The sequence below is a fragment of the Flavisolibacter ginsengisoli DSM 18119 genome (assembly GCF_900129295.1).
Taxonomy (GTDB): Bacteria; Bacteroidota; Bacteroidia; order Chitinophagales; family Chitinophagaceae; genus Flavisolibacter; species Flavisolibacter ginsengisoli.
In genome coordinates, this window is sequence record NZ_FQUU01000004.1 from 217,912 (window position 1) to 233,210 (window position 15,299).

The following is a 15,299-nucleotide window of genomic DNA, read 5'->3' on the forward strand; positions in this document are numbered from 1 at the left end:
TTTTTTACAGGGAGCTATTTTATTAATACTTGCAGTTAATGCATTGTCTCACTGATCTTATCCGAAGAAAAAATATGCCCTTTGTAGCTGATCCCAAGCCCAGGCTGGTTTGAAGTATGTATATGGCCGTTTGTTTCATATATAAGCCCTGTGGCTACGTCTTCCTCCAATAATAAAGGTCCGTCAGCATCAATATAATCAGCCTGTGGCATCAGGTGGGCAATGGCCGCCGACCCTACAGAAGATTCATTCATGCTACCAATCATTACCTTCATATCCAGTTCCCTTGCCTTTTTTATCATCCTTAGGGCTGGTGTAATGCCACTGCATTTTGTAAGCTTGATATTAATGCCATGAAAATGACCATGACATTTTTCAACATCTTCCTCAGCTACACAACTTTCGTCTGCAATTAATGGCAACGGGGATCTTTCAAAAAGGTATTTCATTCCTTCCCAATCTTCTTTTGCCAATGGTTGTTCAATGAATTCAACACCCAGGTCTTTAAACACCTGTATTTTTTCCAGTGCCTCTTCCGCCTTCCATGCGGCATTGGCATCAATACGAAAGATTGAATCCGTATGCTTTCGTAATTGTTCCAAAATTTCAATATCCTTATCTGTACCTAATTTGATTTTATAAATAGGCCATGGCCTTTCCTTTAGTTTTTCTGCCATTTTATCAATGGTGTCAATTCCAATGGTATAATCGGTACAAGGATTCAATGCTGCCTGTAATGGCCATAATTCTTTTAATGGCTTGCCTTTTATTTTGCCATACAGATCCCAACCCGCAATATCAAGTGCGCAAACAAGGAATGAGTTAGCGGGAAACAAATGATGCAGGTAGTGCCAATAGCGGTCTGGCTCGGTAAAGGCGAATTTTTCAGTAAATATTTTTTTACGCTCCAGGTCTTCGATCATTTTTTCCACGGGTATGTGGTAATAGCTAATGGCAGGTGCTTCACCAAAACCTGTATGACCCAAATGCTGTAATTCAACGATTAGAGTAGGCTGATGCGTTTTAGTACCCCTTGAGATTCCAAAAGGGTATTTGAATTTAAGATTGTAAGACTGGTAAGATACTTTCATAGTATTAGATTATTGATTTTCGGGAGTGTCATAGAGGAACCTCCATGTACCTGGTTATCCTGTTGGTATACCCATATTCTATCCCGTTGCCTTATCTCCCACTATTGGTGATATAATCCTTCAACTCCTTATTAAAATCCTTTTCTTTTATTAATTGTTCCAAGGGAATATGCATTCTGTAATTCCAGTAATGATTAGGGTTAGCCGGGTTGTTGATCCTTTCTTCGCTCGGGTCTTCCCTGCGCAACTTTTCATTCATGCCCAATATGTCCTGCAACTGGAATACGGCCCACATGGCTGGTGAATACAAATGTTGCAGGATGACTGCCCTGTTCACCCATGGCTCACAGAAATAAGGCGCTGTGCCATGCTCTCCCAAAATTTGGTTGTAAAAGCGCTGGGTCTTTTCCCTGTTTTCTTCCCACCAGCCCCTTATAGTGCTCATATCGTGTGAAGAAGGGGTGATTACCGAAAGATAAGGAGCGTCTTTTGGATGAAAGAATTCTGTCTGCGGATTCTTTGGCATCCGCTGAATTTCCAGGCTCAGTATCCCTAGCTGCTGCATCACTTCCGGCACTGAATGTGGTACCATTCCTAAATCCTCACCACAAATAAGCATATTCGTTGCATCCTTAAGGGCAGGTAATTTTTTCAATGCTTCTTTTTTCCAAAACTCATCTTGCCTGCGATAAAAATAGTCCACATACAATTCCTTTAACTTATACCTATCACTGTCATTAAGTTGCTGGAATGAATAAGTGGAGTCAACAAGAATACGGAAATGAAATCTTTGCTGGTTACTTCCTGGTTCCTCAAATAGTATTACGTTCGTTATGAGGTCAAATAAGCCTTGCCTGATAAAAGCATTGGAATCAGATGCATCCTGTAAGGCAAAGTATTCATCTACTTTTTGCTGCGTATCAAAATCTTCCTTCAGATCATATCCTTCCCTTTCGTTGGCTGTTAAGAAATGATCTTTTACAAATTCAATATGTTCAGAAAATACTGATTGCAGGAAGGCATCTGTAATATAAGGTTTACATAAACGGTCATAATCAAACCATATCCCTCTTTCACCAAATTCATGAACATAAATGGGCAATGCAGGAATAAACCTTCCCAGGATTCCCTCTACTGATGAAACTGGGATACTCCAGATGCGGAAAAAACCAAGTATATGATCAATGCGGAATGCATCAAAGTAATTGCTCATCTGGTGAAAACGTTGTCGCCACCAATCAAACTGGTCTTCCTCCATTTTTTTCCAGTTATAAGTAGGAAACCCCCAGTTCTGCCCTTTGATTGTAAAATCATCTGGTGGCGCACCGGCCTGCATATCCATATTATATAGTTCAGGAGCCGTCCATGCATCACAACCATACCGGTAAATTCCAATGGGAATATCACCTTTTACCGCAATACCTTTCTTATGGGCATAATCAGTGGCTTCTTTTAGTTGTAGGTGCAGATGGTATTGAACAAAATAATAAAAGGCTATAAAACGAAATTGCTTGGATTTATTAGCTGTTAGTCTTTCAACTTCATCTTTATTGTATTGCGAATGGGTTTTCCATTTCGAAAAGTCTGATGTGCTGTATTTATCCCTCAGAAAACAAAAAGCAGCGTAGGGTATTAACCAGCTTTTGTTATCAGCAAAAAATGTTTCATACTCCTTTTCTTTCAAAAAAGACATGTCATCCAACTCAAAAAGTTCCTTTAGCACATTGATCTTGAACTGAATCACCTGTTCGTAATCAATCTCTGGCAATCCATTTAACTGTTTTTGTTTTTTGGATAATGCTTTTATGATATGACTATGCTTTTTGCCTCCAACCTTTTGGAGGTTGATATATATGGGGTGCAAAGCAAATGCAGAAATCGCAGCATATGGATAGGAATCCTTCCAGCTATATGTAGCGGAGGTATCATTTACAGGTAAAATCTGCACCATTTTTATTCCTGTTTCCCTGGCCCAATCAACCAAAAGTTTCATATCAGCAAACTCGCCAACTCCAAAGCTATTGGCACTACGCAGGCTAAAAACAGGAATAGCTATCCCAGAACCTTTCCAGGTATTATTAGGTACCCTTAAAAATCCATCATGCACTACAATTCTTTTATCCGCCGGAATATCGTAGTGCAATACACGATTATCACCTTCTTCAAATCTAACAAAAGCCTCTTTTTTCAAATCATATATGCCATACTTATAGGCCACCGGGAAAATAGTACCAGACAGGTCAGTTTCAAGCGTCCACCAGTTTCCTTTTTTTTGCAATAGCAAGGGTTTTTCAATATCCCAGTTATTAAAAGCTGGTGCATTCCCTGTTATAAAGACAGCCTCATGATCACCCAACAGGGGTGCTTTTATTTTTATTGTATGAGTTATTGTATCCACCTTCTTTTGCTTTTTACCCCCCGGGGTGGATAAGAATACATCTGTAAACGGAGCTGTAAAAAATGCATTCTCATAAAAGCTTTCATCATTCCAGGTGTCAAAGGAAACCACATCTTTATGGTTCTTTTTCAGGTCGATTACCCTTTCCTTTTCAGCTTCTTTTTTCCTCTCTCCAAATTCATTGGTAAATACATACCTGTAGTGCAGGGTATGATAATCTTCAGGATCTATTTCTATGGAAGTATGCCAGAACTCTTCGTTGAAAAAAGTTAAAGGCAACGCTTTGTTAGCATCATTTAAGCCCAGGGAAGGTATATTTCCAACAAGCGAAATCGTTTGACCGAATTGCGTATGAAAACGCAAATAAAAATCTATTCTCATCTATAATTTTTAGCAGAGGTTAACGGTCGTGTGTAAACTACACATTATGGCGAAAATAATAAACCTTTACAAGATTAATAAAACCTTCCATTGATTAATGCAATTATTTGAATCTCTACCCTATTTTTGCGCAAAATTAATATCATGGAAGTGAAAAGAAGTTCAAAAGGATTATACTGGATCTTATTCTTTATTTCTGTTGTCGCCCTTGTTTTTGCCATTGCAACACATTGGCCCTGGTTGACCCTTCTTCTTCCATTTGTTACAACCTTCTTTGTGTTAGCTATGGATATTATTTAATATTCCAATCTTATCTTACCATAAAGCCGGCTATACGCCGGCAATTTTATTAATTGACATTCCTGATGTGATAAAGAGCTGCCCTGGTGGATTTCTGGATGAGTCGCAGGGAATCAGTGGCCATTTCCTTCATTTTTGGTAAATACCGTGAATATTGATTAAAAACGCTATCCAATTCCGGTAATACATATAAATCATTTAAATAATTACGGTGTTTGTTCATAAGCCCATGGTTTCTCTCTAGTATTTTACTTGCGCCTGTATAATTATTTTTATCCACTTCTTCCATGACAGCTTCCATATTTGCTCCTGCAACATCAAGAAGCACTTTGCTGATTACCCCCCGGTTGAAATTGCGATCATATTGATTACCCGGAGCAGGAAAAAGCAGGTTGGTGTTTTCCAATTGCATTTTTTGACCCGTGAGGGCTCCTATGCAGGTAAGTCTTGTTTGTAATAACAGGGCTGACTTTACACTATCAGCAATTTTTAGATCAAGCAATACATCTTTTTCTTCACCCACATGTAGGTTCCTGAATTTTACACTGATCTTTTGGCCCTCTACACTATAAGTGAAAGAATTCATTTTTTGCGGCCTGACACCTATGGGAAGTTGTATGGTCAATAAAACTTCCCGGGCCGCTATATGCAAGAGGCTATTAAGTTCTTTTTCCATGATGTCTTTTATCATTCCCGGCTTTTCAATAAAATAATAATTGCCGGACCCTGTTTCTGCCATTTCTCCTAGCAAAACTTCATTGAAATCAATACCTACTCCAAAACTTGACAGGGTGATATTCTCATCATCTTTAAATCTTTGCACGTTTGCTTTTATGCCTTTTGAGCTGGTCATTCCAACATTTGCAAGGCCATCACTGAGAAGAAATACATGGTTCACATATCCAGGTTTGGAATGTTCTAATACCTGGTAATAGCCTGTTTCACAGCCACCCCACAGGTTGGTCCCGCCACGAGGCCTGATCTGAGCTATCTTTTCTTTGATCTTTTCTTTATTGATAGCTGCCACAGCAGGTTGCACCACATCCACATCATCACCATATCCTATAATGCTTACTATATCAGTAGCATTTAATTTATCAACTATGTTATCGGCAGCTTCTATGGCACGTTCTATTTTTTCTCCCTTCATAGATCCGCTTCTATCAATTACAATTGAAATATTCAAAGGAGACCTTTGGCTACTGTCCCCTATCAATGATTTCAGTTTAGTTCCCAGGTATAAATAAAAATGTCTTGAAATGGTATCCTTCCGATACGTGTCATTGTCCATGCCGGAAGAAAACCTGATCAGGTCATTAGAGGAAATGATAGTTTTTCCCTTATGATCAATAGCATGCTCAAAAGATGGATAACTGGTATCCGCTGTCAATAAACTATTTGCAGCCGTCCTGTTTGTAATAGTATATGAAGACAGCAATATGGTTAAACCAAGAAAAATATAAAGATGTAGCAATCCAGATCGCATGAAAAGCAGTTATTACCGGTAGTTGGTTCCTAAAAATTGTAAGTTAAGCCATCAGGGGGAAGAATAAAACAGTCATCAAAATATACACTATTTCTGGCAATAAAAACCGCATTTTCTCTTGCATTTTATCTGAAAATATAAGGTAACTTAGGGAAAGCCAATTTTATGAATCCAGAATTAAAACAGAAATTACACCTGTTGGTGGATAACTGTACCGACGAATTTTTACTCGAAGAAGCCAAAGCTGTTTTAGAGTCAGATCAATCAGGAAAGGAATTTTGGGATGAGCTGGATGAAGAAGACAAAGAGTCATTTCTAGGTGGTGAAGAGGAACATGAACAAGGCCATTCCATAACACACAACAGGCTGATGCACCAGTTCGGTGAATGGAAGAAAAAATAGCCTAAAGCTGCCCGCAGAAATAACAACAGAATCTCTTTTGGCAAAAAAAAAGAGATCCTGCAGTTACCTGCAAGATCTCTTACTTAGCGTTAACTATTTGTTTGTATGAACAGGCTTATTTAACTTCCTCGTACTCAGCGTCTGTTACATTCTCACCTTGTCCTCCCTGGCCTTGCTGATTGCCACCTGCAGAGGCACCTGCACTATCTCCTGCTCCTTGTTGTCCTGCTCCTTGTGTAGCCTTATACATTTCTTCACTGGCAGCTGTCCATGCATTATTCAATTCTGTTACAGCAGCATCTATCTGGCTAATATCCTGTGATTTATGAGCTTCTTTTAATTTATTAAAGGCCCCTTCTATTACTGATTTCTTATCGCCGGGTATCTTATCACCATATTCCTTTAATTGCTTCTCAGTCTGGAAGATGAGGCTATCAGCCTGGTTCAGTTTTTCCACTTTTTCACGTTCTGCCTTATCTGTAGCTTCATTGGCTTTAGCCTCAGCCTTCATTTTTTCTACTTCTTCTTTACTTAACCCGCTTCCGGCCTCTATACGTATCTTTTGTTCCTTACCAGTGCCTTTATCTTTGGCAGTCACATGCAGGATACCATTGGCATCTATATCAAAGATCACTTCTATCTGCGGAACACCTCTTGGAGCTGGAGGAATACCATCAAGATTAAATATACCCAGGCTTTTGTTTTGGTTTGACATAGGGCGTTCACCCTGCAAAACATGGATCTGCACACCGGGTTGGTTGTCCGACGCAGTGGAAAATGTTTCCGATTTCTTTGTTGGAATAGTAGTATTTGAAGGTATCATCGCTGTCATCACACCACCATAGGTTTCAATACCCAGGGTTAATGGTGTAACGTCGAGCAGTAAAACATCCTTCACTTCCCCTGTTAAAACAGCACCCTGTATGGCAGCTCCTACAGCTACTACTTCATCAGGATTCACACCTTTATTTGGCTTTTTACCAAAAAACTTTTCCACTATCTCCTGCACCTTTGGAATACGGGTGGAACCACCTACCAGTATCACTTCATCTATTTGCGAAGTGCTTAACCCGGCATCTTTTAATGCCTGTGTGCAAGGTTTCAGGCAACGCTCAAACAGGCTGTCAGCCAGTTGCTCGAACTTGGCCCGGCTCAATTTCTTTACAAGGTGTTTTGGCACACCATCAATTGCAGTAATATAGGGAAGATTGATTTCCGTTTCTGAAGAAGAAGACAATTCCACTTTTGCTTTTTCAGAAGCTTCCTTTAAACGCTGTAGCGCCATTGGATCTTTACGAAGGTCTACATTCTCTTCTTTTTTGAATTCTTCTGCCAGCCAGTCCATGATCACCTTATCAAAGTCGTCACCACCAAGGTGGGTATCACCATTGGTAGATTTCACTTCAAAAACACCATCACCCAGTTCCAGCACCGATATATCGAATGTACCTCCTCCAAGGTCAAACACAGCAATATGATGGTCCTTTCCGCCTTTATCCAGGCCATAAGCCAGCGCGGCAGCGGTAGGCTCATTAACGATACGGCGAACATTCAAACCAGCGATCTCACCGGCTTCCTTGGTAGCCTGGCGTTGGGCATCATTAAAATAGGCCGGTACGGTAATAACTGCATCAGTAACTTCCTGTCCAAGGTAGTCTTCAGCCGTTTTTTTCATTTTCTGCAAAATCATGGCAGAAATTTCCTGTGGGGTATATAACCTGCCATCAATATCTATTCTAACGGTATTATTGTCACCTTTGGCCACTTTATAGCTCCAATGGCTGATCTCTTCGGTAACCTCGTCAAACCGGCGACCCATAAAACGTTTCACACTCATGATAGTGTTCTGTGGATTGGTTATGGCCTGGCGTTTGGCCGGGTCTCCTACCTTGCGCTCACCATTCTTTAAAAAAGCCACCACGGAAGGAGTTGTGCGCCTGCCTTCATCATTTGCTATCACTACTGGTTCATTACCTTCCATTACAGCCACGCAACTATTAGTTGTTCCTAAGTCAATACCAATTATTTTTCCCATTGATTGTTTAATTTAATAGTTCACTATTGTTTATCAATGATTATGCCGTTGGGCAACAGGGTGCAATTTTGGCAGGAACAGTTTTGTAACCCTGTATGTAGTTGCAGTTAGATGACTAAGTCTCCGGGAGCCATTTAGTAGCAAAAGGCTGCCTTAGCCCTTATTTTCTTTTAGCCTCATAAGACTGCTTTGGAAAGTAACAGGAACCTGGTTTGATAAATATGGGATAATTAATAAGGAATATCAAATTGCACTGCTTTGGCATTTTTTAGAGTAGCCGCAAGAATCTCATCTATACTTTATATATGTAATATCCTCTTTTGAATAGTTTTTAGTTTATCTCTGGTAAAATTTAAAAGTTCATTATCTGTGGGCACTAAAGGGACCCCTATTGTTCCACTATAATCCCTGTGAAAATTAAAAACCGAGGAATGCCTTCCATTTTCAAAAGGATTCCCTGTAATGGAATAAATGTCTTCTTTAGGATCAACTACTACAAGTTGAGCTATTTCCTTTCCCGTATTATCAGAAATAGATAAATGAGATTTAAAACGAAAAGTACAAGTGATTTCCTTACTGCTAACAGCATCACCGTATCGGATAACAGTTCTATCAAAAGGCGTTTGATCCAGGATAAAAAGCGAATCAAGATGAACTGTTATATAAAATCCAGCCTCGCAATTCATACATGGTTGCGTACCTTTCAACTGATTGATAGCTACTGGCAGGATATCATCCACTGCTTTTAATGTTGAAGGTTTTTTCCAGTCTTCGGGTAACTTATCCAGTGAATACCTATTAGGGGAAGAAATGTATCTTAATGCTGAAGGATGAATACGTGAGCAGGAAAAAAGGAAAAGAATAAAAATGAAAGATAAAATTAATTTATTCCCGCTCATGGTAATACATTATATTTCTCAAGCATCGAATTTGAATAATAAAATAAACAAATTCAATTATTTGTAAAATAAACAATATCCTTTTAATTAAATTAGGATTAACATAGAGTAAGGATTCCAGGTTCAGACATCTTATTCAATCGCCAAACATTCATAATGCCAGCAATAACTACTGCTCAAAAATTTAAAATTAAACAGGATGATAAACTACTTACGTTACATGCTCCGGAAAGTTTTAAAAGTACACTTGGTGCATTGCCTACAGGTGTGACCATTTCCAATAATTTAAAAACCTTTAACCAGGTCCATTGGTTTGTTCAAAACAAGGCCCAATTGGAGCAGGAACTGGATTTAGTGATCCCGCTGATAAAGGATGACATAATTTGCTGGATCTATTACCCTAAAGCAACTTCAAAAATTCAAACTGACCTCACCCGTGATAAGGGATGGGAAGCATTAAGGCAACATTCAAAAATGCAGTGGATCAGCCTGATCTCCTTTGATGAAACCTGGTCATCTTTTGGCCTGCGTTTGCAAACAGGAAAAGAAAGGAAAAAGGAAACGAAAGTTAAAGAGATCTTTAATTATATAGAACCTCTAAAAAAGCTAACATTTTTGCCTGAGGATTTTGCAGCAGCACTTCATAAAGCAAAGAAAGAAGAGACATTTTTTAATTCTTTATCCTTTACTAATCGCAAGGAGTACCTGGAGTGGATAGTTTCCGCTAAAAAGAAAGAAACCCGGCAGGCCAGGATACAGGAATCTATCACCAGGTTATCTTTTGGGTGGAAGAACCCTGCTAACCGGTAAACCACAGACAAATTAAAACTTTATATTATCCTGCAAAGCTTCCATAACCCAGGATAATAATATCTTTAACAACCAATACTTGGACATGAAAACTGCTTTACACATAGAAGAGGACAACCTTAAAAAGGCAGCGCTAAGATTCAGGGCTATCAACAATAAACTTAGGGTCATAATACTTCAGTTGATCCATAAAAACGGCTCTATGATCGTTCAGGATATTTATAAAAAGCTGAAAATTGAACAGTCTGTTACTTCTCAACATTTATCAGTTCTTAGAAATGCCAATTTGGTAATAGCAAAAAGAGAAGGAAAGTTTATATACTACGCTGTAAATTATCAACAGTTGGCATTTTTACATACAACAGCACAAAAATTCTTGGAAATCCGAAATACAAGTCCTGAAAAATTATCTAAAAGCTAACAATTCTTCTATCAATTGAGTTGTGATATATAATACTTTCAAAACGGCGTAAAAATGATAGCCGGAGAATTGCATGAGATAATAAATGACGATACAAGCAATAAAAATAAATTATACCTCAAAAAGAATGTGACTGTTATACTATTCATCAAATTAGTTTCATTCCCACGCTCTCACCTGCCCCCAGGCAAGTTGACTCTCGGGTTGTATAATAAATTATCACAAAGAGGAATAAATATGGCAACAATAAATGAAATTTCCCTCAATCAATATCGTAATCAGCATTCTGGCACATTTCCAGGTTAAACACCAAAAAGGCTATGATTATCTTTTTGGTATGGCAAGGGTAAAGGAAAGTCCAATTGCATTGGCAGAATATTGGTGTTTGTCTTGGTCCTTGTACATCATAGCCGTATAGGTAAGACCTATACCACTATACGCCAGTTCAAATGTAGGTCCCGTTGCACCATCGAAGCTGATATCTTGTCCGAGGCCATCAGTCTTGAAGCGAATCGCCTGGTGAGTAGCAATTCCAGCCCCAAAACGAAGTTTCTTTGTTGCCATCCAATTGCCAGTAACCAGAATAGGCACCCGGGTCAAACGAATGTGTACATTATCCGCCTGGGTGGTTACATATTTATATCCCACTGTAGCAGAGAACAGCAATCTCTCTACATGTGGCATTTGAAATTCACCGCCAATGGCAATTGAACCGCCTTGTCCGGCCTTCACAGATTGTTTTTCTCCATTGGTAAAATAAACTTGTGCGACTCTGTCACCCCCCATTTCAAGCGCTCCCCTGATTAGAAACCGAAAAGAGGAGGTTTTCTTTTCATTGTTTTGAGCAAATGAATGACAAAAAGATGCTAAGAATAAAAACGAAAGCAGGATTAGTTTTTTGTACATTTTCATAGTGCAGATTAAATGCCCGCAAAAATATTCTATTATACCATTGAACGTAGTTTCGGCAAATGATTTAATAGTCTTGAAACGATAACAATAATTATTGTAAACGCTGGTTAGCTAAATGCAACGAATGTGCGTTTGTGCACCTTGTCTTTCTATTTGAAATTTATTCACCTGCGTTTCTCACTTGGCAAGGACAAGCTGACTCGCTGGATTTATCTCCTTATTCCTTTAAATCCGCCTTAGCTTTTTTATCTTGCAAAGCATCAAATTCTTCCCGGCCTTGTTCTGAATTAATTAGGTTTAGTTCCGGATGTGCACCTACCAGGCCACTAACCATGGCAAACTTTACAAAGTACTCTTCACCATATTTTACGGTGATATTAATTTTTTTATCCTCGGTACTGGGCCATATTTTCATGCTCCCTTCCTTATATAGCCTAAAACTGAATTTTCTGCCATTCTTTAATTTACAGATAGTACTATCATCCAACTTAATGTTATAACCTACTAACCCACCCACGGCATTTTTAGGCCTGTATAAATACAGTGTTGCATATTGAGCTGTATCAGGCTGATTTTCATTTTTAATAAAGGTTCCTTGGTCTTTTTGTACTGATTCAGATTGAGCAAATGAATTTGATGATACAAAAAGAAACAGACAGAGCTTAAATATGATTTTCATAAACCTTTTAAATCGGTGTTTAAAATAGAAAAAAGTTGAGCGCGAAAGATATATTTAAATGCTTAAATATTATAATGATTCCTCATCCGCTGAAGCTTCAGCGTAGGCGGATTGTTCATCTGTTCTGCGACTCCCGACTTCAAGACTCCTGACTCCCGACTCCCTCGTGCGCCGAAGCTTCAGCGAAGGCGGATCGTCCCTATCGTCCCTTTAGTCTCTCTTTTTTTCCTAAATCCTGCCCCACAAAAAAATATCTCTCCCATCTAATGAACCAGAAACAAAAGATAATACCCAGAAACTATTTTCTCCTAACTAATTCCTTCGAAATTCGATAATCCTTGTTCATCTGTGCTGCGGTTCCTGTAATCCCGACTACCGACTCCAGACTTCCTCGTCCGCCCAAGCTTCAGTGAATGCGTATTGTCCAATATTCGACATTCATCCGTCCCTATCGTCCCTTAAGTCACTTCTCCTCCTAAAACCTCTCACCACAAAAAACGCTTTCCAACCTAATAAACCCCTAACGATCAAGAAACAGTAAATCAAAACCAGGAATAACCTAATGTTTACAATTCTCCTTACGGGTTTGTCTTTATCAGGAAAAATGACCTGTAGTAATTAGAGTAGGCAATAAAAGCATAACCTCCATCACTGGTTTGATGTATCATATGAGATATATCAAAATCACGGTAAGTCACCTCCCAATCTTTATTGTCGTGGGAATTCAACTTGAAAAGCTTTATAAAATAGGGGCCATCCATTTTACCAATATTTCCCAATACAATTCTTCCACCATCTTTGGTAAATTGAAATGAACGGACAGCATCCGCACCATTAGGTTGGCTTAAAAACACTGCATGTTGCAGTTTACCGTTGAAGTCAAATCGAAATACTTGCAAAGTATGAAGATAGTAGTTCCCTACCGTTGCTACACTTACCAGAATTTGATTACCGACCAAATGCAAGAAACCCGGAAGCCCGTTAAGGTATCACCAAAGGATCTCTTATAACTTTTATTCTGCAGGCAATAAAATATAAAACCGTGCTCCCACCCCTTCTTCACCTTCTGCATAAATATATCCTTCATGGCGGTCAACAATCCTTCTGCAAAGGGCTAGACCTAAACCAGTTCCTTCATATTTATCTTTTGAATGAAGTCTGGTAAACGCATTAAACATTTTATCAGCATACGCTTGATTAAATCCTATACCATTATCTTCAATTGTAACCAACCAATAAAAATCAAATATTCCATTATGCATTGCAGGTTTTATATCCTGGTGAGAGACTTTCTGAGCTGATATTTTTATAATTGCTTCATGATCTGCCTTAGTGAATTTTAATGAATTATTGATCAGGTTATAAAATAATTGAAAAACTAGCGTTTTGTCTCCCTTTATAGTTGGCAGTTGATCGTATTCCAACCGGGCTTCTTTCTCAATGATTAATAATTCGAGGTCATTGGTTATACCATCAAGGATGTTATTTAAATTTATTAATTCCTTTTCTGCAATCGTTGAATTCATAACAGAATAGCTCAATATACTATCTATCATATTCACCATCCTCCCGGCAGAATTTTGAAGTTTATTGATATAAACCCTTGCCTTTTCCGGCAATGTATCCTTAACCTCTAATACAAGGCGATCGCTGAAGGTTCTGATTTTTCTTAATGGTTCTTTCAGATCATGACTGGCTACATGTGCAAATTGTTGAAGATCCTCATTAGATCTGTTTAACTCAAGGGTTCTTTTTGCAACCAATTCTTCTAATTTTTCATGCTGAAGTTTTTGATCATGAATATCAGTTCCGGTCCCGAACCATTTTAAAATTTTTCCATCCTCCTCTATAATCGGGACAGCTCGTCCAAGATACCACCGGTATTCATTAACACGCATATCTTTTACCCTGTATTCCGCTTCATACATTTCTCCATTTTCAATGGAACCGTACCATTTAGTCAATACAATGCCAACATCATCGGGATGCAATACAGGAACCCAGCTGTTCTCAATATTATCCTTATTAGATCCCGTTATTTCATACCAGGCCTTGTTATAATAAATTATTTCCCCATCGTTATTGGTAACCCACACAATTTGCGGTATGAAATCAGCCAATTGCTCAAATTCTTCCTTACTTTTCTTTAAATCATCTGTGAATTGCAACAGATCATCTTTCATTTTCAATACAGCAGTTCCTAATAGATCTTCAGAACTTCTCGGTGAAAATTTAACATCAAAATTACCTTCACCAATTTTTGAGGCTGCCATGGCTAGTTCTTTATTTTTTTGATCCACTTTCCACAAGGAAGTAGCAAGTCTTCCAACCGCATCATTGGAAATAAAGGGAATTCTTATATCTGTATTACCATCTGCCAGTTTCTGTGCAGCAGCACTAAGTTCCTTTAAGGAAATATTAATTATATGCAGAATGTAAAAAACCAGCAAGGCCACCAATGCTGTTATACCAATTAGATATATGATTGCCTTGTTTTTCTCTCCTGTTTCCACTTTATAAAAGGCCTGAATTTGACTTTCTGCATTATCCAACAAGGACATTTGCAGGTTTCGTAATTCATTTAATGAATTATCAGAAACGGTTTTCCAATTTTGATAGGTATAAGAACTGTCCACTTTAAAAGTCGAAAATATTTTTGACAGGTATCCATCAACGCGCTGCATGGCTCCATGATCCTTGATTTGATTGAATCTGTCTAATACTTTCTGGTCCGCCTTTACACCTAACTCATTTTCATAACTTTTATATACCTCGTATGTGCCATAAGTACCCATTAATGTCTCAACCATATATTTGCGCGTATACAAAAGGTTATAAATATTGGCATCAATGATGCTTTGGTAAGTAACCATTTCAGAAAGTAACTTTTGCGATACTATATCCGAATAAGCCTCCTTTAGATCCTTGTATATAATCGTCGGGTAATTCTGAACCGTATTCAATCTGAATACTGAACTTGAAAAAAAATGCATAACCTGGTTTGCATCAAAATGTCCACTGTCTATATATTTTCTGGTACTATCAATTTTTTCAAGAAAAGTATAACTGCGATAATGCTTTAAACTGGAATCATTAAACCGGTCTAATTCACTAAGCAATGAATCTGTAACAGGTCTTTGACCAAGCATTTCTTTACGGTCAACCTTTGTAAGTGCATAATCAAAACTATAGCGTCCTTCTTTTTGTAATTGATCAATTAACCTGGAAATAGTGACTGATTGATGAATTCGGTTAAGATACAATTGGGTTTGCAGGACATTTCTTGACTTTTCACCATAAAGGTCCAAACTCAAATAGACTATAAATAGTAGTGGTAGTAAGGCAATGCAAAGCAACTTGGCTCTTAAAGACAATTTCCGAAAAAAATCGCGCATGGTATGGGTTAAAAGGTATCTTGTTCAATTCAAAAATATAGAATTAAGTTCCTTAAAACTTTGATTATTTAATTCATATTCATAGTATGA

Annotated in this window: 13 protein-coding genes; 4 read left to right on the plus strand and 9 right to left on the minus strand. The window is 38.2% G+C overall.

The window, feature by feature from the left end:
- Positions 1-35: 35 nt before the first annotated feature.
- Both BUA53_RS06500 and BUA53_RS06505 read right to left on the minus strand, forming a co-directional pair.
- Positions 36-1,091 (minus strand): dipeptide epimerase, encoded by a 1,056-nt coding sequence (locus tag BUA53_RS06500; RefSeq protein WP_072834543.1) that lies wholly within the window; start codon positions 1,089-1,091, stop codon positions 36-38.
- A 91-nt stretch (positions 1,092-1,182) separates the two neighbouring features.
- Positions 1,183-3,870, minus strand: a complete 2,688-nt coding sequence (locus tag BUA53_RS06505; protein ID WP_072834544.1) for a 4-alpha-glucanotransferase — start codon at positions 3,868-3,870, stop codon at positions 1,183-1,185.
- A gap of 144 nt (positions 3,871-4,014) precedes the next feature.
- Between BUA53_RS06505 and BUA53_RS21185 the strand changes: the two genes are divergently transcribed.
- Positions 4,015-4,170, plus strand: coding sequence for a hypothetical protein (locus BUA53_RS21185; protein WP_175546027.1), 156 nt, complete (start codon positions 4,015-4,017; stop codon positions 4,168-4,170).
- Between the two features lie 49 nt (positions 4,171-4,219).
- On the opposite strand, the gene BUA53_RS06510 is transcribed toward BUA53_RS21185, so the two are convergent.
- A complete protein-coding gene (locus BUA53_RS06510) occupies positions 4,220-5,656 on the minus strand; it encodes a vWA domain-containing protein (protein ID WP_072834545.1) in 1,437 nt (478 codons plus the stop codon).
- Positions 5,657-5,821: 165 nt separating this feature from the next.
- Between BUA53_RS06510 and BUA53_RS06515 the strand changes: the two genes are divergently transcribed.
- Entirely contained in the window at positions 5,822-6,058 is a 237-nt protein-coding gene (locus BUA53_RS06515) for a hypothetical protein (RefSeq protein ID WP_072834546.1), read from the plus strand.
- A gap of 115 nt (positions 6,059-6,173) precedes the next feature.
- Here BUA53_RS06515 and dnaK read toward each other — a convergent pair whose 3' ends face one another.
- Complete coding sequence (dnaK, locus tag BUA53_RS06520; protein ID WP_072834547.1) at positions 6,174-8,093, minus strand: molecular chaperone DnaK; 1,920 nt, start codon at positions 8,091-8,093, stop codon at positions 6,174-6,176.
- A gap of 299 nt (positions 8,094-8,392) precedes the next feature.
- Complete coding sequence (locus BUA53_RS06525; RefSeq protein WP_072834548.1) at positions 8,393-8,992, minus strand: hypothetical protein; 600 nt, start codon at positions 8,990-8,992, stop codon at positions 8,393-8,395.
- 156 nt (positions 8,993-9,148) lie between these two features.
- On the opposite strand from BUA53_RS06525, the gene BUA53_RS06530 reads away from it, so the two are divergent.
- A complete protein-coding gene (locus tag BUA53_RS06530; protein WP_072834549.1) occupies positions 9,149-9,802 on the plus strand; it encodes a YdeI/OmpD-associated family protein in 654 nt (217 codons plus the stop codon).
- An 85-nt stretch (positions 9,803-9,887) separates the two neighbouring features.
- On the plus strand, positions 9,888-10,223 hold the full coding sequence (locus BUA53_RS06535; RefSeq protein WP_072834550.1) for an ArsR/SmtB family transcription factor: 336 nt from the start codon (positions 9,888-9,890) through the stop codon (positions 10,221-10,223).
- Between the two features lie 324 nt (positions 10,224-10,547).
- Here the strand turns inward: BUA53_RS06535 and BUA53_RS06545 are convergent, their stop codons facing one another.
- From BUA53_RS06545 to BUA53_RS06560, 4 genes are all read right to left on the minus strand, one after another.
- A complete protein-coding gene (locus tag BUA53_RS06545; protein WP_217652944.1) occupies positions 10,548-11,135 on the minus strand; it encodes a hypothetical protein in 588 nt (195 codons plus the stop codon).
- A 217-nt stretch (positions 11,136-11,352) separates the two neighbouring features.
- Complete coding sequence (locus tag BUA53_RS06550) at positions 11,353-11,814, minus strand: DUF2846 domain-containing protein (protein WP_072834552.1); 462 nt, start codon at positions 11,812-11,814, stop codon at positions 11,353-11,355.
- A gap of 578 nt (positions 11,815-12,392) precedes the next feature.
- Positions 12,393-12,713, minus strand: coding sequence for a hypothetical protein (locus tag BUA53_RS06555; protein ID WP_072834553.1), 321 nt, complete (start codon positions 12,711-12,713; stop codon positions 12,393-12,395).
- Positions 12,714-12,827: 114 nt separating this feature from the next.
- Positions 12,828-15,209 carry an ATP-binding protein gene (locus BUA53_RS06560; RefSeq protein WP_072834554.1) on the minus strand — a complete coding sequence of 794 codons (2,382 nt, stop codon included), beginning with the start codon at positions 15,207-15,209 and terminating at the stop codon, positions 12,828-12,830.
- Positions 15,210-15,299 lie beyond the last annotated feature (90 nt).

Bases quoted from the DNA above. Each gene is read 5' to 3' on its own strand.
- BUA53_RS06500 (WP_072834543.1), bottom strand. From the start codon at position 1,091: ATGAAAGTATCTTACCAGTCTTACAATCTTAAATTCAAATACCCTTTT.
- BUA53_RS06505 (WP_072834544.1), bottom strand. From the start codon at position 3,870: ATGAGAATAGATTTTTATTTGCGTTTTCATACGCAATTCGGTCAAACG.
- BUA53_RS21185 (WP_175546027.1), top strand. From the start codon at position 4,015: ATGGAAGTGAAAAGAAGTTCAAAAGGATTATACTGGATCTTATTCTTT.
- BUA53_RS06510 (WP_072834545.1), bottom strand. From the start codon at position 5,656: ATGCGATCTGGATTGCTACATCTTTATATTTTTCTTGGTTTAACCATA.
- BUA53_RS06515 (WP_072834546.1), top strand. From the start codon at position 5,822: ATGAATCCAGAATTAAAACAGAAATTACACCTGTTGGTGGATAACTGT.
- dnaK (WP_072834547.1), bottom strand. From the start codon at position 8,093: ATGGGAAAAATAATTGGTATTGACTTAGGAACAACTAATAGTTGCGTG.
- BUA53_RS06525 (WP_072834548.1), bottom strand. From the start codon at position 8,992: ATGAGCGGGAATAAATTAATTTTATCTTTCATTTTTATTCTTTTCCTT.
- BUA53_RS06530 (WP_072834549.1), top strand. From the start codon at position 9,149: ATGCCAGCAATAACTACTGCTCAAAAATTTAAAATTAAACAGGATGAT.
- BUA53_RS06535 (WP_072834550.1), top strand. From the start codon at position 9,888: ATGAAAACTGCTTTACACATAGAAGAGGACAACCTTAAAAAGGCAGCG.
- BUA53_RS06545 (WP_217652944.1), bottom strand. From the start codon at position 11,135: ATGAAAATGTACAAAAAACTAATCCTGCTTTCGTTTTTATTCTTAGCA.
- BUA53_RS06550 (WP_072834552.1), bottom strand. From the start codon at position 11,814: ATGAAAATCATATTTAAGCTCTGTCTGTTTCTTTTTGTATCATCAAAT.
- BUA53_RS06560 (WP_072834554.1), bottom strand. From the start codon at position 15,209: ATGCGCGATTTTTTTCGGAAATTGTCTTTAAGAGCCAAGTTGCTTTGC.